The sequence below is a fragment of the Serratia myotis genome, assembly GCF_027474885.1.
GTDB classification, from domain to species: domain Bacteria; phylum Pseudomonadota; class Gammaproteobacteria; order Enterobacterales; family Enterobacteriaceae; genus Serratia; species Serratia proteamaculans.
Map to the genome: position 1 here is coordinate 4464517 of NZ_CP099707.1, position 17718 is coordinate 4482234.

Consider the following 17718-nt stretch of genomic DNA (forward strand, 5'->3'; position numbering starts at 1 on the left):
TGATTCCTGAACCTGAGGATTTACACTGGCTGTTACTCTGGGACGAGGAAAACCCCCACCGATGTTGCCCACACATGAATACGCCAACGACCTGATCCTGTTCGCCCTGATTGTTGATTGCGGTTCTTTCAGCAAAGCCGCTGAAACCGCCGGCATCACCAGTTCGGTGGTCAGCAAACGTATCGGCCGTCTGGAGAAATCCCTCGGCGCACGCCTGCTGTACCGCACTACCCGTAGCCTGACGCTGACCGAAAATGGCCAAAGCCTGTATCGTCAGGCCAAAGAAATCAGCGCAAAAACTCAGGAGGCCCTGAACGTCATCAGTGAAAACAGCGATGAGCTGACCGGCGTGATCCGCATGTCGGTGCCGACGATTTCGGGGGAATTGTTGCTAAGTGAAAGCGTGGCGGAATTCTGTGCTCATCATCCCAACCTGAAGGTTGAAATGCGGCTGGAAAATCGCTTTGTCGATCTGGTTAACGAAGGGATAGATCTGGCGATCCGCACCGGTACCCTGCCGGACTCCAGCCTGATTGCCCGTCCGATCCTGAATTCTCGCTGGGTGATCGTTTGCTCGCCCGGTTATCTGCAACAATATTCTGAGCCGCAGTCCGCCGACGACTTGCTCAGGCATAACTGCCTGACCTATACCTATCAGGAGAGTGGCACCGACAACTGGCTGATGAAGCAGCCGGGCAGCAACGAGATTTATGAACTGCAGGTCAATGGCAACCTGTCCGCCAATAACGCCCGGGCGATCCGCAAGGCGGTGATCGGCGGTTATGGCATTGCCATGGTGCCACGCTGCATGGTGTACGAGGATTTACAGGATGGAAAGCTGGTGGAAATTTTGGCCGGCCACTGTGGCAAGGTATTAGGCATTTACGCCGTCTACCCTTACACCCGCAATTTACCGTTAAAAACCCGACTGCTGATCGAACACATCATCACCTCCTACCAAAATATCAGCCATTATTTTTGAAGTGGGTCACCTAATCATTCTGCGCGGGCTCGCCAGCGAGCCGCCGGGATTACCCTGTTTTTGAAGATAATCTATTGATAATTGTTGTGTAATCAATGTGACCCAGCACATTCATCACACAATAAAACATTCTATCAATTTGATTTTTAATACAATAAAAATACCCCCAGTCATTAGAAATGGTTCCGCAGAGTCACTCTACCGCCCCACATTTCCCTACGGGAAAATTGCACAATAGAACATCAGCCAGCGTTGTGATTAGAATGAAAATGTTGCGGTAATTAACCTTTCGGCTACATACCTCCACAAATAACAATAATAACGCTGAGGCTCTTATGTCCCTATTTTTCAGTATTGCGCCCATCATTCTGCTGATTTGGATGATGACCAAAAAGAACGGTGTTCCTTCTTATATCGCGCTGCCCTTAACGGCCGCCGCCGTGTATGCCATACAGATGTTTTGGTTCGACAGTCTGCCCCTGCTGCTGCACGCCAATATCATTACCGCACTGGTGTCGGTTTTCACCCCGATAACCATCATCGCCGGCGCGATTTTGCTGAATAAACTGATGCAAATCAGCGGTGCGGAAAACGTGGTTCGTCGTTGGCTGGAAAATATCAGCCCCAATCCTGTTGCTCAATTGATGATCATCGGCTGGGCATTTGCTTTTATGATTGAAGGGGCCAGCGGCTTTGGTACTCCAGCCGCCATTGCCGCGCCCATTCTGGTCGGCCTGGGTTTTAACCCCCTGCGCGTGGCTCTGTTGACGCTGGTGATGAACTCGGTTCCCGTCTCATTCGGCGCCGTCGGCACCCCCACCTGGTTCGGCTTTGCCAATTTGGGATTATCCGACGCCAACCTGCTGGAAATTGGCCGTCAGACAGCGTTGATCCACTTTGTCGCCGGATTTGTTATCCCACTACTGGCGCTGCGTTTTATCGTTTCCTGGCGTGATATTCGCCTCAACCTGCCGTTTATTTTACTCAGCGTCTTAAGTTGCACGGTGCCTTACCTGCTGCTGGCGCAGGTTAACTATGAATTCCCGGCACTGGTGGGTGGCGCCATTGGCCTGATGCTGTCGGTTCTGTTGGCGCGTGCCGGCATCGGCCTGTCCCGCTGCGAAGACAAAACCGCGCCTCAACCCGTGCCCTTCATTCAAGTGATTAAAGCCATGACCCCAACCCTGCTGCTGATTGCTATTTTAATAGTGACGCGCATTCATCAATTGGGGATTAAGGCCTTGCTCAACAGCACCACCCCTTTATGGCAGGGCAAACTCAGCGGGCTGGGCGAGTTACGCGTCAGCGATGCCCTGATCGTTGAATTGCAGCAGGTATTAGGCACTTCTGCCGCCGCCAGCTACAAAACGCTGTATGTACCTGCTCTGATCCCTTTCCTGCTGGTGGTCTTGCTGTGTATTCCCCTGTTCCGACTGAACTGCGGGCAGGTAAAACAGATGTTCGCAGAGACCGGCGGACGCGTGGCCAAACCCTTTATCGCGCTCTTTGGCGCTTTGGTCATGGTCAACCTGATGATGCTGGGCGGTGACAATGCGCCGGTGTTCCTCATTGGCAAAACGCTGGCCTCACTCACCGGAGAAAGCTGGCTGTTGTTTTCCTCTTTCCTCGGGGCTCTGGGATCGTTCTTTTCAGGTTCCAACACCGTTTCTAATCTGACCTTCGGCGGTATTCAGCATTCGATCGCCCTCAGCAGCGGACTAAACGTCAACCTGACTCTGGCACTGCAGTCCGTTGGCGGTGCCATGGGCAACATGATATGCCTGAACAATATTATCGCCGTCTGCTCAATTCTTGGGATCGGCAATGCCGAAGGCAAAATTATCAAAAAGACCGTATTGCCCATGCTGGTGTACGGGGGGATCGCCGCTGTGATGGCGCAGATCATGATTCTTTGAGCGTAAAAGCACGTTATCGAAATAAGGTAAAACTATGATTATCTCCGCTTCAACCGACTACCGGGCCGCAGCACAGGCTAAGCTCCCGCCTTTTCTGTTCCACTACATTGACGGCGGGGCCTACGCAGAACATACGCTGCGACGTAACACCGAAGACCTGGCGGGCATCGCGCTACGCCAGCGCATACTGCGCAATATGTCGGATCTCAGCCTGGAGACCAGCCTGTTCGGTGAAAAACTGGCGATGCCGGTGATCCTCGGTCCGGTCGGGCTGACCGGCATGTATGCCCGCCGCGGTGAGGTGCAGGCTGCCAAAGCCGCCGCGCAAAAAGGCATTCCTTTCACCCTGTCGACGGTCTCGGTATGCCCGATTGAAGAAGTGGCACCGGCGATCGATCGACCGATGTGGTTCCAACTGTACGTATTGAAAGACCGTGGTTTTATGCGCAATGCGCTGGAACGCGCCAAAGCCGCCGGGGTGAAAACTCTGGTATTCACCGTAGATATGCCCGTGCCCGGCGCGCGTTACCGTGATGCCCACTCCGGCATGAGCGGTCCCCATGCCGCCACGCGCCGTATATTGCAGGCGGTAACCCATCCGCAATGGGCCTGGGACGTCGGGCTGTGCGGCAAGCCGCACGATCTGGGCAACGTCTCGGCCTATCGCGGCAAACCCACCAGCCTGGAAGACTATATCGGCTGGCTGGGCACCAACTTCGATCCCTCTATCTCCTGGAAGGATCTGGACTGGATCCGCGAATTCTGGCAAGGCCCAATGATCATCAAAGGCATTCTGGATCCGGAAGATGCCAAAGATGCGGTGCGTTTCGGCGCCGATGGCATCGTGGTTTCCAACCACGGCGGCCGCCAACTCGACGGCGTGTTATCTACCGCCCATGCGCTGCCGGCGATTGCCGAGGCGGTCAAGGGTGATATCACCCTGCTGGCCGATTCCGGGATTCGCAACGGGCTGGACGTGGTGCGCATGATTGCACTGGGCGCAGACGGAGTGTTGTTGGGCCGTGCTTTTGCCTATGCGTTGGCAGCCGCCGGGCAGGCCGGTGTCACCAACCTGCTCGAGCTGATCGATAAAGAAATGCGCGTCGCCATGACGCTGATCGGCGCGAAAACCATCGCGGACATCAACGCCGATTCGCTGGTTAACGGCCGCTGATTACAGCGGCTGCACCCCGTCGGGATATGCGTTGTAACTCATCTTGTGAATAAAAGCGCCGGCGGGTGAGACCAGCACCTTGCCGGCGGCATCCAGCCCCAGGAATATCCCGGTGCAACGGCCGAGGGTAAAGTCAAAAAAGAACACCGAACAAACCGGAATGATCTTTTCCCGGAAGGTGAATAAATACCGGTCCTCATCGAATTTATAATAAGTGGCGTAATCCATATCGCCGTGACCAAACTGCTCGCCGCGCAGATTCTGCCAGGCATAGCGCTCGGTATTGACGTAGAAATGCTCGTAATAATGGTTGGGGCTGTAAATATTCAAGGTGCGATAGCCCAGCAGTTCACGAGTCAGATGCGGAGCAGCGCCGAGCGGTGTCATACCGGTAATCTGGCCAACGTGAAAGCTTTGTCCCAAACGAGAGCCGCTCGCCACCTGATGTTCCGGCAATAGCGTGCTGCGCACCATCAGCACCCGCCCGCTGTCAGTATTCAGCACCAGCGTCAGGCATTCATTGCCCGGCGTCTGCAAGGGGATATTCACGAAATATTGTGCAGCGGAAGTGCGCACTTCCTCGTAAGTATCCTCACCGCTTTCGCCCTGCCAGGCCCAGCTCAGCTGCTGATGACCAGCACTGAAATTCAACGTCATCTGCTCGCCCTGTTCAAACGCCAACTGCAGCGTTTTTCCTCGCCAATCCTGCGTCGCGGGCAGACGGTTGGTGTCTATTCCCCGGGCAAAATCGTCATAGTTCTTCCACTCCGGCTCGGCGTTCTGGTTCAATACTGATGGGTTTAAAGACATGCTCGCTCTCCTTGAGGATAGGGGTGAAAAACCATTTCAGACGTCGGCAACACCCTGACTTTTCAACGCTCTTCGGCTGACCACTGCGGGTGCCGTTTCATCGAGAAAACAACTTAATACCACCGCACAGGCCGCGCCGATGGCCGCCAGCCACATCACGCTGACCAGGCCGTAACGATCGGCGATCAAGCCTGCCGTAAACGGCGCCAGGCAACCGCCGATCACCTCGCCAATCCCCATGACCAGCCCCAGTGCGGTGGCAATACGGGCTTTCGAGACGGTTTCGGACGGTATGGTGGCCATAAACAGAGTGAAGCAACCCAGGCCGGTATAGGACAAAAACACCAGCCCCCCCAATAACCACAGGTTGTCGACGTAGCTCAGAAACAGTGGACAGCAAATCGCCAGCAACGAGAAGAAAATCAAGGTGGGCTTACGGCCAATACGGTCCGAGATCGCTGGGACCGCTACGCCCCAGAAAACCCAGGCAACGCCGATGGCGCTCATGATGCCGCCCATCGACTGCTCGCTGAAACCACGGGCGGTCACCAGGAAGCTGGGCGTGAAGGTAATAATGACCATAAACCAGGTGACGAATACGCAGGAAATCAGGATGCACAGCACCACATTTTTAATTTTGAATAACTCGGCGTAAGCGGCCTTTTCCGACTGATTTTTTACTGCCGGCTCGGCGGCGAAGGACGGATCCTTTTTGCCGTTAACATATTTATAAATTAACCAGGCCAGAATAATGCCCGGCAGGGCCGTCAGGTGAAAGGCCGTACTCCAGCCCCACTTCTGTGCCAGATAAATAATCAGCGGCGGAGCAATAATGCCGCCCAATAATCCCGGTGCCGCACCCTGGATCAACCCCATATTGAACCCGCGCCGCTGCGGCTGTGACTTTTCTACCATCAGCGACTGTGCAATCGGCAATACCGGCCCTTCGGCAATGCCCATCAATGCACGGAATATCAGCAGCATGGCAAAACCACTGACCCACCCAGATAATGCGGAGAATAAGGAGAATACGATAATTGAGACGATCAGCATCGGCTTGCGGACGTTAAAACGATCGGCAATGGCTCCCAGCCCGGCACCAGACAGCGCCCAGGTTAGCGCCAGTACCGCGGACAGCGTGCCAAGGTGCACATTGCTGAGCTGCAAATCGGCGGCAATCATCGGGAACAGGAAGGAGATGGTTAAACGATCAACAAAAACACAGCCAAAGACAAAAAACAGAATCACCAACAGTCTGTTTTCCTCACTCAATATCGAACCCCGCCCCACCGATTTTTTCATGGTGTGATCTGCCTGTTAGTAAACTGATAAGTGACAATATCCCTGTTCACAGCCTCTGTTTGGCACCCCGAATTCGGCGGGCCTGTTGGTCTGACAGGATGTTATTAACATGTTAACGATTTAAACTTATCGCAAGCGGGCAGGCTGTCAACCGGGTGTTGGCGGTGACCAGAAAATCGATGAGTCAGGTACATTACAGACGGGTTATTATTAACATCACTAATCTTATTACTCTGTTATTTATATATAAAACTTTATTAACTGGGACTCCTCACGCCCCAAAAACCGCGTAATTAATCATTTTCATAAATATATTAACGTTTTATACTTTAACTTTATTTATTATTCTATTCGACAGTGCTTTATTCAGCGTGATCTTTATCTGTTGAATTCATTTCATTTATCCGGTGGTGGCTTTCGCAATTAACTCCATTGAGGGAATCCCTTCTCCAGCGCTTACATTACCGCCACTGAAGCGTAAAAAAGCGCATATCGTGATGTGAATCACAGCAATCCTCCGAGCCACAACGCGATCATCGCACTAACCCTGTGGTAAACCCCTCGGCAAAAGCGCCGCGCAGATAGCGGCTGAATTCCGTCACCGCTCTGGAGACCTGAGGTGCATAGGGTCGAACCACATACAGGCTGTCGGCAAAGGCATCGACCGGTCGCCAGGCAGGTAATACCTCGATCAACCTGCCGTCCGCCAATGCCTGCTGAGCGCTAAAATCTGGCAGCAGCGCAATACCTAACCCTTCCGCTGCAGCGTCGCGAATCGACTCGCTGTTGTTGGTGGCAAACGGCCCGCTGACCAGGACCCGGGCCTTTTCCGCCTTGCCTTGTGGCGCCTGTTTGGCAACAAAACTCCAGCCAGGCCGTTCATTGCCTCGGGGATAATAAAGACACTGATGCCGTTGCAGATCGGCCGGCGATGTCGGCATGCCGTGCCGTTTCACGTAGTCTGTCGACGCCACGGTCAGCGTTGCGGTCGGACACAGCCGCCAGGCAACGTGGGTATCCGGCAGGCTGTCACTGTGGCGGATCGCCAAATCAAACCCTTCGGTGGTTAACGACACCAATCGGTCGGAAACCTCAAGCTGAACCCGCACCTCCGGATTCTCACGCAGAAAACCGGTAATGCGAGGGACCAGTTGCTGGCGGGCGAACGCCACCGGCGCCGTCACCCGCACAGAACCGCGCAGTGGCCCGGCCGAATCGCAAATGCCGGAAAAACTCTGTTTTATCTGCGCGAAAGGCTGACGCAGTTCCTCCACCAGCCGCAACCCGGCATCGGTCAACCTGACGCTGCGAGTCGTGCGTTGTACCAACGGCACCCCGGCCAGGGTTTCGATCTCTTTGATTTTTTGACTCATCGCCGCTTTGCTGACGTCCAGGCGCTCCGCCGCACGGGTAAAACTGCCCTGCTCGGCCAAGACGGTGAGCCAGTGCAAATGAGTCCACAGGGTTTCTATTTTTGGGTTTTTCATCATCGACTGTTCATTTATATAAACAATGAGTTCAAGTATAGCGCTTCTTCCCGCCCCTGGGCTTGGCTAAGATGGGTTATCAAAAGCGAGAATAAAACGCTGCCCTGCACATGGCAGAACTCATTAACTTACTGACGGGATTATGAAAATGCCATTACTTATCTTTGAAGTCATCGAGGGCCGCAGCGAAGCCGAACTGAAAACCCTGCTCGATGCCGCCCACCGTGCGGTGCTCAGCGCCTTTGAAGTGCCACCGCGCGATCGCTACCAGATTGTTCATGAAAACAAAGCCCAGCATATGGTGATTGAAGACACCGGTCTGAATCTGACCCGCACCCGCGATCTGGTGGTGGTAAGGGTGATAACCAGCCCGCGGGCCGAGGAGCAGAAACAGCGGTTTTATGCCGAGCTCAGCCGTGAGTTGAAGGAAAGCTGTGGGATTGAAGGCAGCGACCTGATGGTGTCAATCACCACCAATAGCAAGGGAGACTGGAGCTTCGGTAACGGTGTAGCGCAATACCTGACCGGCGATCTTTAACCGGTGATCCCCCAGGCGCGACATAGCGCCCGGGGTTAGAACCCTCAGGGCTGCTGTTCGTCGTTATATTGGCTTTGCCACATGGCGGCGTAGCGGCCATTGCTGGCCAGCAAGGCGTCATGCCGCCCTCGCTCAACGATTTCACCGGCTTCCAGTACGATGATTTCATCGGCATCCACCACCGTCGACAACCGGTGGGCAATCACCAGCGTGGTATGGTCACGGCTGACTTCGCGCAGGTGAGCCTGAATTTCGCGCTCGGTCTGAGTATCCAGCGCGCTGGTCGCTTCGTCAAAAACCAGGATCGCCGGATTTTTCAGGATGGTACGAGCAATCGCCACCCGCTGCTTTTCGCCGCCCGACAGCTTCAGCCCACGCTCCCCCACCCGGGTTTCATAACCGTCGGGCAGGCTGACGATAAACTCATGAATATGCGCCAACCTGGCTGCCCGCTCGATTTCTTCCTGGCTTGAACCGGTTTTGCCGTAGCCGATGTTGTAGCCCAGCGTATCGTTGAACAACACGGTATCCTGCGGCACGATGCCGATCGCCGCGCGCAGGCTGGCCTGCTTCAGGTCACGAATATCCTGACCGTCAATCGAGACTGCCCCGCTGCTCACGTCATAGAAACGAAACAGCAGCCGGGACAAGGTAGATTTACCGGCCCCCGAGGCACCAACAACCGCGACCGTATTACCGGCCGGGATGGTGAAGCTGACGTTTTTCAGGATCGGCCGCCGCACATCATAGCCAAAGCTGACCGAGTCAAAACTCACTTCGCCCGCGGTCAGTTGCAGCTCCTTCGCATCCGGCTTATCGACAATCTCCTGCTCTTCCTGCAGTAAATCGAACATGTTTTCCATATCGATCAGCGCCTGCCTGACTTCGGCATAAATAAAACCGAAGAAATTCAGTGGCTGATAGAGTTGCAGCAGATAGGCATTCACCAGCACAAAGTCACCGACCGTCATCCGCCCTTGCACAATGCCCTGCGCCGCCATCGCCATCATCACAATCAGCCCAATGGAGATAATGGCGGTCTGTCCGAGGTTGATGGCGGTAAAACTGAACTGGTTCTTGATGGCGGCATATTCGTACAGCCGGCGCGACATGTTGAAACGGTCGGCCTCAAAGTTTTCGTTGCCGAAGTATTTAACCGTCTCGTAATTCAGCAGGCTGTCGATCGACTTGCTGTTGGTATCGGCATTGGCCTGGTTGAGCTCACGCCTAAAGCGGGTTCGCCAACGCACGGCCATGACGGTGAACAGGATATAACAGCCGACCGTCGCCAGGATCGCCAGGGCAAACCAGCCGTTTAGCAGATGCCACATAATCACCGAGACCAGGGTGATTTCGAACAAGATGGGGAAAATGGAGAACAGCAGCCGCGAAAGCACCGTCGCTACCGCCTGGGTGCCACGTTCGATCGATAACGACAACCCGCCGGTTTGGCGCTCCAGATGAAAACGCAGGCTCAGCGCGTGCAACTGTCTGAAGACCCGCAGCCCCAATAATCGGGTGGCATTCTGGCTGACATGCACAAACATCACGTTGCGCAGCTCTTCAAATAACGCGCCACCGATGCGCGCGACGCCATAGGCCAGGATCAAACCCATGGGAATGGCCAGCATCCTGGCGGTTTCGCCGCTCAGGGCGTCGATCATCGCTTTGTACGCCAGCGGCACCAGCGTGATGCTGACCTTCGAAATCACCATAAAGACGAAGGCGATTACCAGGTAATAACGCAGTTTAGGGTTATCTTTAGGCCACAGGTAAGGCAGCAAAAATTTCAGTAAGCGGGAGGGATCCATCATCGGCTATCTATCATCTCGGTCAGCAGCGCAGTATCGGCTTATGATCTATTCTGGCACGTATGCCATGAAAAACCTTATGTAATCCACCCCTGTGGCTCTTTTTGGTACGCAGAGTCAATACACCGCAGCCAGGCATCATCCTCAAGGTGGCGTGTTCCACTATAATAGTCAGTGGGACAGTACAGGACATTCAAAACTAAGGGAGTTACATCATGCTAAATATGAACCATCTTCATTCGTTGAAAATCGACGAACAGAGTCTAAAGAAACAACACACCCCGCTGTTAATCATCTCGATATTGCTGCTATTGGGCGGCCTTTTCTGCCTGTTCAGCCCCTTTGCCTCGGGCGCAGCGATCAGTATGGTGGTGGGGATTTTCTTGCTGCTGAGCGGCTTCGGTCTGATTTTCGGCATGGTTGCCAATCGGGTGCAAAATACCTGGCCAATGATCGGCGGCATCCTGCTCGGGGTGGCTTACCTTATTATCGGCTACGTTTTTATCACCAACCCGGCGGTAGGTATTTTCGCCATGGCGATTTATCTCGCGGCTTTGTTTGCGCTGGGTGGCATTGTGCGGTTGATCGCCGGCTACAAGCTGCGTGAGGTCAAAGGAAGCTGGCTGCAGCTGGTGATTGGCGTTTTGGATCTGGCGATTGCCTGGTTACTGCTCAGCGCCGATCCGATGACGTCCGTGGTGCTGGTCACCACTATTGTCGGTATTGAAATGCTGTTCAGCTCCTTCAGCCTGTTCCAGGTTGCCCGACAACTGAAACGCGCGTGATCCCATTGCGGAGCCACCCGGCTCCGCTTTTTGGCGCTAAAGCCGCCGATGACGTCGAGACCTTAACGACAAACTGCCCGACTAAGAGTAAAGTTTCACCCAATACAGGCTCAACTACCCCCCTGACCAAAGATTGAAGTGAGATGATAACGCTATGGAATTCAAGGATTACTACGCCATTTTAGGGGTTAAACCAGCGGACGATCTCAAGGCAATCAAAACTGCCTATCGCCGACTGGCGCGAAAGTATCACCCCGACGTCAGCACCGAATCGAACGCCGAAGAGCAGTTCAAACTGGTTGCCGAAGCCTATGAGGTGCTGAAAGACGAAGAGCGTCGCGCCGAATACGATCAACTGCGCCAGCACCGTAACGACCCCAATTTTGGCCGCCAGAAGCAGCACGGCAATACCCATAACGCCGAAGACTTTTCCGATATCTTTTCCTCTATGTTCGGCGAACACGCCCGGGCTCAGCAGCATCGCCAACGACGCCAGGGCATGCGCGGCCAGGATATTGAGATGGAAGTGGCGATCTTCCTGGAAGAAACCCAGACCGAGCAAACTCGTACTATTCGCTATAGCCTGCCGGTGTATAACGCCTTTGGCATGGTGGAGCAGGAAGTCCCCAAAACCCTTAATGTGAAAATCCCCGCCGGTGTCGGCGATGGCGAGCGTATTCGCCTGAAAGGCCAGGGCGCGGCCGGGACTGACGGCGGTGCTAACGGCGATCTCTACCTGATTATTCGCATTGCGCCGCACCCGCTGTTCGACATTGTCGGCCACAATCTGGAGATCGTCCTGCCGGTCGCCCCATGGGAAGCCGCACTGGGCGCCAAGGTGCCGGTCCCCACGCTGAAAGACAGCATTCTGCTGACCATTCCTGCCGGCTGCCAAACCGGGCAGCGCTTGCGCATCAAAGGGAAAGGCCTGGTCGGCAAAAAAGAAACCGGGGATTTGTATGCGGTGATCAAGGTCATGATGCCACCGAAGCCGGACGAAAAAAGCGCCGCGCTATGGCAGCAGTTGGCGGAAGCCCAGCAGACCTTTGATCCACGCAAAGAGTGGAGTAAGCAAAATGGCTAACGTAAAAGTAACTTTCACCATTACCGAGTTTTGCCTGCATACCGGCGTTTCACAGGATGAACTGACCGAAATTGTCGGACTGGGGGTGATTCAACCACGCGATCCCGCGACTGAAGACTGGATCTTTGACGATCGTGCGTTAATCACTTTCCATCGTGCTGAACAGTTGCACCGTGAACTGGCGTTGGACTGGCCTGGCATTGCGGTCACGCTGACCCTGCTGGAAGAAATTGAGCAATTACGCAAAGAAAACAATCAGCTACACCAACGGCTGGCGCGGTTTGTTGCCAAATCCTGATGGCTGAAAACAGCCCGTTGCCCTGGCAGCGGGCTGCATCAGTACGGTTATAATCTTGTTTTTTCTCGGCTAATAAAAAGGTAAATATTCCCTCTCCACTCCAACTCCCTTCATAAACAAAATCCCGACAGAATAAATCCAAAAAAATGAGGCCGCACCGCTGAAAACAGCTTCTGGATAAGGCTTAATGGATGATTTTTATCAATACTGTCAATAAAGACATGTTATTAAAAACATGATATTAAAAACAGTATTGACACCCTGTTAAAAACCAGTAGATTGGTATTCATCAGCAGCGAAACAATAGCCAGCTGATAATAGTTAAAGTGTTAGAAATAAGTTATCAAAGTTTTTTTTGCGATAAAGGCCACGAAGCACTTGTTGTATGGGCCATCATATTGAGGAAAAGTAAATCCTCATTGGATGAAGCTTTAAGGCCAGGTAGTCAGTACTACAATCGCAGGGTGTGTACCAAAACGCGATGATGTAAGGCCATGATTTAACTGTTTTTTGCTTGCGATTTGTTTTTTCAAAGTTAGTGTACCAAAATCGCAACGGAAGTGAGGCCACGCATCAAAGAGTCTATATCGCGAGGGGAGATGTACTGTTTAAGATGCCCAATCTTCGAATATTCATTCAGATTGGTGAGGAACGTAAACTGGTAAATATAGGGGAGGTTTTAGTTCGCCCAATATTATCTGTGTTAAACCTGTACATTTAATGGTAGTACCTTAGCAGTAAGAAATTAGTAAGTTCATTAATGTTAAATTTGAAGTTGATAGTACCTTAAAAGCCCTGGCAATCCTTGTCAGGGCTTTTATCTTTTATGCATCAGCCACACATGACGATAAAAGATGCCGGCGACACAGCCTGAGCTCTGCCCTCATCCCTCATGCAGCACCAGGGATATATTGACCAACCGATGACATTAAAAAAATTAATCCTTGCTTAATAAATCAAACCAAGCCTACTATGGCGGCATCGGTTTGGAACACAGACCTTATGAAAGCAGTTTTAGTAAAGCAGTTCTCAGTTCAAGCGTTATCTCTAGATACCCTTCTTCATGAGCCTCCTCCTAAGTGCCCAATAAGTAAAAATCTGCAAAACAGGCCATGTTCGCCACGTTGAGTGGCTCAAAAAATGAAAAGGATATATCTATGTCTAACAAAATGACTGGTTTAGTAAAATGGTTTAACGCTGACAAAGGCTTCGGCTTTATCACTCCACAAGATGGCAGCAAAGATGTCTTCGTACATTTCTCCGCCATCCAGAGCAGCGATTTTAAAACCTTGGATGAAGGTCAGAAAGTGGAGTTCTCTATTGAGGACGGCGCTAAAGGCCCATCTGCTGTTAATGTTATCGCGCTTTAATCGCCGATAATCTCGCTAAAACTTACGATAGCGATGAAGGCATCAGCCTGAGCAGTTAAGCATTAGTGATAAAAAAACCCGCTTTGAGCGGGTTTTTTGCATTTCTTTTCTAAGCAAATAGTGACTCATCAATAAACGGTTTTATCCACCGCTACGCCCCACCCCGTTACAAGAAGCCGTATGCCGCCGCCAGGACCCACCCCATCACGCAGGAAACGGAAACCCCAATCAAACCGACCAGGATAAAGCTGTGGTTGATAACAAATCGTCCGATATTGGTTGTCCCTGAACGGTCGAACTGAATGGCGGCCAGATCGCTTGGGTAGGTAGGCAAAATATAGTAGCCGTAGCAGGCCGGTGCAGAAGCAACGATATAGGCAGGGTCAACACCGATGGCCAATGCCACAGGAACAATCGCGGCCAGTGCGGCAGCCTGGGAGTTAACAAACTTGGAAACGATCAACAAAACGATAGCGTACGCCCAAGGGTATTCTTTAACAATGGCGCCCAGTACCGATTTTATCTCTTCCAAATGAGCACCAAACATCGTTTCGGCCATCCAGGCGATACCATAAACCGCCACTATGGCGATCATACCTGAACGGAAAACTTCGTTTTTAGAGATATTAGCCGGGTTGGTTTTGGTAGCGATAATAATGACCGCACCTGCACATAACATAAACATCTGGATAACCAGCACCATGGACAGCGGCTTTCCATTGATTAATGGACGCAGCTCGGAAAAGGCTCCCAGTAACGCAACAATAGCGATGGTCCCCAGGAAAATCCACATGGCCACCCAATTGCTGGTAGGTAATTTTTTATCCAGCAATGTTGCCGTGTCGCCATAGACGTACTTATAGTTTTCCGGATCTGAAATGAAGCTTTGGAACTTTTCATCTTTATCCAGATCTTTACCCCGGAACCAACTGAAGATACCAATAGCAAGAATACCGCACAGGGTGGATGGAATAGTGATCGCCAGCAGATCCAAAAACTCCAGATGTTTACCATTAAAGGTAAAATTACCCAACATGGCGACCAGTGACACCACGGCGACTGACACCGGGCTGGCAATAATGCCCATCTGCGCCCCAATAGAGCTGGCGGCCATAGGCCTTTCGGGACGAATGTTATTCTTGATTGCCACGTCATAGATTATCGGCAAGATGGTGTACACCACATGCCCGGTACCACAGAGAATAGTCAGTATGCAGGTCACGAAGGGTGCAACGATGGAGACATATTTAGGGTTTCGTCGCAGTAAACGCTCTGCAATTTGCAGCATCACATCAAGCCCGCCGGAGGCTTGCAGCGTTGCTGACGCAGCCACCACGGCGATGATAACCAGCATGACATCAACCGGCGGTTTACCGGGTTGTAGATGAAAAACGAAAACCAATATGATTAATCCAATACCGCCAAGTAGCCCCAGTGCAATCCCACCTTTTCTGGCTCCATAAAAGAGACAGATCAGTATGACAATAAGTTGAATAGTAAATAACATGCTAACCTCATTATTCTTTTTAAGAAGGCTAATAATTAACTTCTTTTCATTTTCATTGAGGGATAGCGATCACAAACAGATGGTTTTTATAGTTAAAAAACCATCAAATATTTACGTGTAAATTAGCTTGTTTAAATATGGTTATTTTTATGTTTACTTTGTAAATAACGAAAGTTAATTACAATAAAAAACTGTGAATAAACATCATATATACCAGCCAGAAGAAAATGTCTCCCGATTTAAATGGGTAACAACTCAATCATTGCCAGGTGGCCAATATCTTCAGGGTGACAGAGTCATCTGAGCTACCTGGCGTATTGACCCGGTGACTCTCTCGTTCAGCCACATGGCAAGCTGCTCATCCCATGCCGATTTTACGCTCCTCAATTTTTTTAGGATTTTTACCCAAAAAACAGGTTTAAATTCAATAATATTAGGATTCATCTTAAAGTAATCCCAGGGCATATATGGATATCGATTCCAGGGAACAGGATGAATCAAAAGGATCGTAAACCCGATTATCGGGTTGAATATGGCGAAGAATGGAAGCCGGAAAAAACCTCTAAATGGTTTTGGATCCTACTGATCGCCATTATCGGTGCTCTGGTGGCCATTTCGTGAAGTGTAGTAATACTGAAACCGGGCCCGCGGCTTCTCCCCGTCAGTGAGAGGAAATAAACTCTGAAGGGATCACGGGTGCAGGCAGCGAAAAATTCTGCCTCATACGTTCAACCTCATGGGGCGGTGTCAGCCCGAATAAACGTTTAAACTCGCGACTGAACTGAGAAACGCTTTCATAGCCGACACGAACACAGGCGGCTGAAGCGGTGAGATTATTTCGCAGCATCAGCAATCGGGCTTGATGCAACCGCGTAGATTTAAGATATTGCATCGGGGACGTATTGGTCACGGTTTTGAAATGGCTGTGGAATGTTGGCAGGCTCATACCCGCCTCTTTCGCCAGCGCCTTCACATCCAGATACGAGTCATACTCGGCATGCAGTTTTCGTAACGCTTTCGCCACCTTGCCAAACTGCCCCTGCGTGGTCAGCGCACTTCGCAGTATCTGCCCCTGAGGACCGGTCATTACACGGTAATAAATCTCCCGCACCATTGCCTGTCCCAGTATTTCTGCATCCAACGGTGAAGCCATGATCTGCAAGAAACGCAAAACCGAGTGGCTCATTGCGTCATCCATCGGACTCGACACCATACTTCGTGGAGGCTCGCTGAGATTCGGACTATGCTCATCGAGTTGCAACATCAAATCAGCCGCTAAATTGAAATCCAGCCGCATATAAATCGCCAACATCGGCTCTGAAGCACTGGCATCCGTTTCCATGCTAAAGGGCACCGGGACTGACACCATCAGATAATGCTGCGCATCATACAAATAGACATCGTTTCCCAAAAATCCGCGTTTTCTCCCCTGCACCACAATGACGATCCCAGGTTCATATAAAACCGGTGTGCGCAGCAACGGGCGGTTGGAACGTAAAAAACGCACGTCCGCCAGAACCGTAAGATTGTAGCCTTCATGCGGTGTCAACCGGTCCAAAAGCTCAATCATCTGGTCGGTCGCCGTTGGCATGAAAAGGGTCATAGACGCCTGCAAAGAGAAGTGGAAAGTCATTGAAGTGTGGCAGCCAGCAACGGGCCCGTCCAGACACTCAGAGGAATAGGCAAACATCAGAGAGGATCCGGGCTACGCGTTTTACTCTGCCCGCCCTATTCTGCCTATCCACCCTACTGAGGATAAAGCCATGAACCAATCAAAATTATTTTTCATCACCGGGGTCAGCAGCGGTTTTGGTCGCGCACTGGCAGAAGAAGCGCTAAAAGCGGGCCACCGCGTGGTCGGAACACTCCGCAATCAGCAGGCCAAAGATCACTTTGAAGCCCTGGCACCAGGCCGCTGCTTTGGCCGAATTCTTGATATCACCCATTTTTCCGCGGTTGCCCCGCTGGTCGATGCCGTAGAGCAGGAACTGGGGGCAGTTGACGTACTGGTCAATAATGCCGGTTATGGCCACGAAGGGATTATGGAAGAATCGCCGCTGAGTGAAGCGCTCCATCAGTTTGAGGTCAATGTGTTTGGTGCCGTGGCCGTGATTAAAGCCTTTCTGCCTTATTTTCGGGATCGCCGGGCCGGCCATATTATCAATGTGACCTCCATGGGCGGCTTCATTACCCTGCCGGGGATCAGCTATTACTGCGGCAGCAAATTTGCCTTGCAGGGCATTTCCGAAACGCTGACCAAAGAACTAAAGCCCTTTAATATTGCGGTCACCGCCATTCAGCCGGGGTCTTTTCGAACCGATTGGGCTGGGCGTTCGATGGTGCGTTCGCCGCGCAGTATCAGCGATTACGATCAGAGCTTCGGGCCGATCCGTGAAACACGTGAAAAACGCAGCGGCCATCAGCCCGGTGACCCGGTTAAGGCCGCCAAAGCCATTCTGCAACTCATTAACAGCCCTGAGCCCCCGGCATCACTGCTACTGGGCAGCGATGCCGTCATGTATGTCAGGGAAAAACTGAATCAAATGAACAGCGATATCGATACCTGGGAAGCTGTCAGCCGCTCAACCGACGGTTAATGCCGTCCTACGTTCATTCTTGTTTACAGCAGCATATCGCTTGAAGGTAGTCGGCGC

At 52.0% G+C, this 17718-nt stretch carries 16 protein-coding genes; 10 read left to right on the forward strand and 6 right to left on the reverse strand.

Going from position 1 to position 17718, the window contains the following annotated elements; genetic code table 11:
* Positions 1-61: 61 nt before the first annotated feature.
* The 3 genes from NHG65_RS21045 to lldD all read left to right on the forward strand — a co-directional run bounded on the left by NHG65_RS21045 (position 62) and on the right by lldD (position 4072).
* A complete protein-coding gene (locus NHG65_RS21045; RefSeq protein ID WP_099063805.1) occupies positions 62-982 on the forward strand; it encodes a LysR family transcriptional regulator in 921 nt (306 codons plus the stop codon).
* Between the two features lie 335 nt (positions 983-1317).
* On the forward strand, positions 1318-2898 hold the full coding sequence (locus NHG65_RS21050) for an L-lactate permease (protein WP_099063806.1): 1581 nt from the start codon (positions 1318-1320) through the stop codon (positions 2896-2898).
* Positions 2899-2932: 34 nt separating this feature from the next.
* Positions 2933-4072, forward strand: coding sequence for an FMN-dependent L-lactate dehydrogenase LldD (gene lldD, locus NHG65_RS21055; RefSeq protein WP_261416246.1), 1140 nt, complete (start codon positions 2933-2935; stop codon positions 4070-4072).
* On the opposite strand, the gene NHG65_RS21060 is transcribed toward lldD, so the two are convergent.
* The 3 genes from NHG65_RS21060 to NHG65_RS21070 all read right to left on the reverse strand — a co-directional run bounded on the left by NHG65_RS21060 (position 4073) and on the right by NHG65_RS21070 (position 7671).
* The gene (locus tag NHG65_RS21060) at positions 4073-4882 is read right to left on the reverse strand and encodes a MoaF C-terminal domain-containing protein (RefSeq protein ID WP_176980325.1); all 810 of its coding nucleotides are present in this window, start codon (positions 4880-4882) and stop codon (positions 4073-4075) included.
* Positions 4883-4918: 36 nt separating this feature from the next.
* Complete coding sequence (locus NHG65_RS21065; RefSeq protein WP_413479052.1) at positions 4919-6184, reverse strand: MFS transporter; 1266 nt, start codon at positions 6182-6184, stop codon at positions 4919-4921.
* 533 nt (positions 6185-6717) lie between these two features.
* Positions 6718-7671, reverse strand: coding sequence for a LysR family transcriptional regulator (locus NHG65_RS21070; protein ID WP_414072794.1), 954 nt, complete (start codon positions 7669-7671; stop codon positions 6718-6720).
* Positions 7672-7819: 148 nt separating this feature from the next.
* Here NHG65_RS21070 and NHG65_RS21075 point away from each other — a divergent pair, with 148 nt between their 5' ends.
* Positions 7820-8209 carry a tautomerase family protein gene (locus NHG65_RS21075; RefSeq protein WP_219016881.1) on the forward strand — a complete coding sequence of 130 codons (390 nt, stop codon included), beginning with the start codon at positions 7820-7822 and terminating at the stop codon, positions 8207-8209.
* A gap of 44 nt (positions 8210-8253) precedes the next feature.
* Here NHG65_RS21075 and NHG65_RS21080 read toward each other — a convergent pair whose 3' ends face one another.
* Positions 8254-10020 carry an ABCB family ABC transporter ATP-binding protein/permease gene (locus tag NHG65_RS21080; protein WP_099063858.1) on the reverse strand — a complete coding sequence of 589 codons (1767 nt, stop codon included), beginning with the start codon at positions 10018-10020 and terminating at the stop codon, positions 8254-8256.
* Between the two features lie 215 nt (positions 10021-10235).
* Between NHG65_RS21080 and NHG65_RS21085 the strand changes: the two genes are divergently transcribed.
* From NHG65_RS21085 to cspE, 4 genes are all read left to right on the forward strand, one after another.
* Positions 10236-10805: an HdeD family acid-resistance protein gene (locus tag NHG65_RS21085; protein WP_499182627.1), complete on the forward strand. Its 570-nt coding sequence runs from the start codon at positions 10236-10238 to the stop codon at positions 10803-10805.
* Positions 10806-10959: 154 nt separating this feature from the next.
* Positions 10960-11889, forward strand: coding sequence for a curved DNA-binding protein (cbpA, locus tag NHG65_RS21090; RefSeq protein ID WP_099063811.1), 930 nt, complete (start codon positions 10960-10962; stop codon positions 11887-11889).
* Positions 11882-12187 (forward strand): chaperone modulator CbpM, encoded by a 306-nt coding sequence (gene cbpM / locus NHG65_RS21095; RefSeq protein WP_099063812.1) that lies wholly within the window; start codon positions 11882-11884, stop codon positions 12185-12187. Before cbpA ends, cbpM begins: the two co-directional genes overlap by 8 nt.
* A 1157-nt stretch (positions 12188-13344) precedes the next feature.
* Positions 13345-13557 carry a transcription antiterminator/RNA stability regulator CspE gene (gene cspE, locus NHG65_RS21100; protein ID WP_085118662.1) on the forward strand — a complete coding sequence of 71 codons (213 nt, stop codon included), beginning with the start codon at positions 13345-13347 and terminating at the stop codon, positions 13555-13557.
* A gap of 166 nt (positions 13558-13723) precedes the next feature.
* Here cspE and NHG65_RS21105 read toward each other — a convergent pair whose 3' ends face one another.
* Positions 13724-15064, reverse strand: coding sequence for an anaerobic C4-dicarboxylate transporter (locus tag NHG65_RS21105; protein ID WP_499182628.1), 1341 nt, complete (start codon positions 15062-15064; stop codon positions 13724-13726).
* 492 nt (positions 15065-15556) lie between these two features.
* Between NHG65_RS21105 and NHG65_RS21110 the strand changes: the two genes are divergently transcribed.
* Complete coding sequence (locus NHG65_RS21110; protein ID WP_255409002.1) at positions 15557-15685, forward strand: hypothetical protein; 129 nt, start codon at positions 15557-15559, stop codon at positions 15683-15685.
* Positions 15686-15725: 40 nt separating this feature from the next.
* On the opposite strand, the gene NHG65_RS21115 is transcribed toward NHG65_RS21110, so the two are convergent.
* A complete protein-coding gene (locus tag NHG65_RS21115; protein ID WP_499183503.1) occupies positions 15726-16667 on the reverse strand; it encodes an AraC family transcriptional regulator in 942 nt (313 codons plus the stop codon).
* Positions 16668-16827: 160 nt separating this feature from the next.
* Here NHG65_RS21115 and NHG65_RS21120 point away from each other — a divergent pair, with 160 nt between their 5' ends.
* Positions 16828-17661 (forward strand): oxidoreductase, encoded by an 834-nt coding sequence (locus tag NHG65_RS21120; protein WP_207979418.1) that lies wholly within the window; start codon positions 16828-16830, stop codon positions 17659-17661.
* Positions 17662-17718 lie beyond the last annotated feature (57 nt).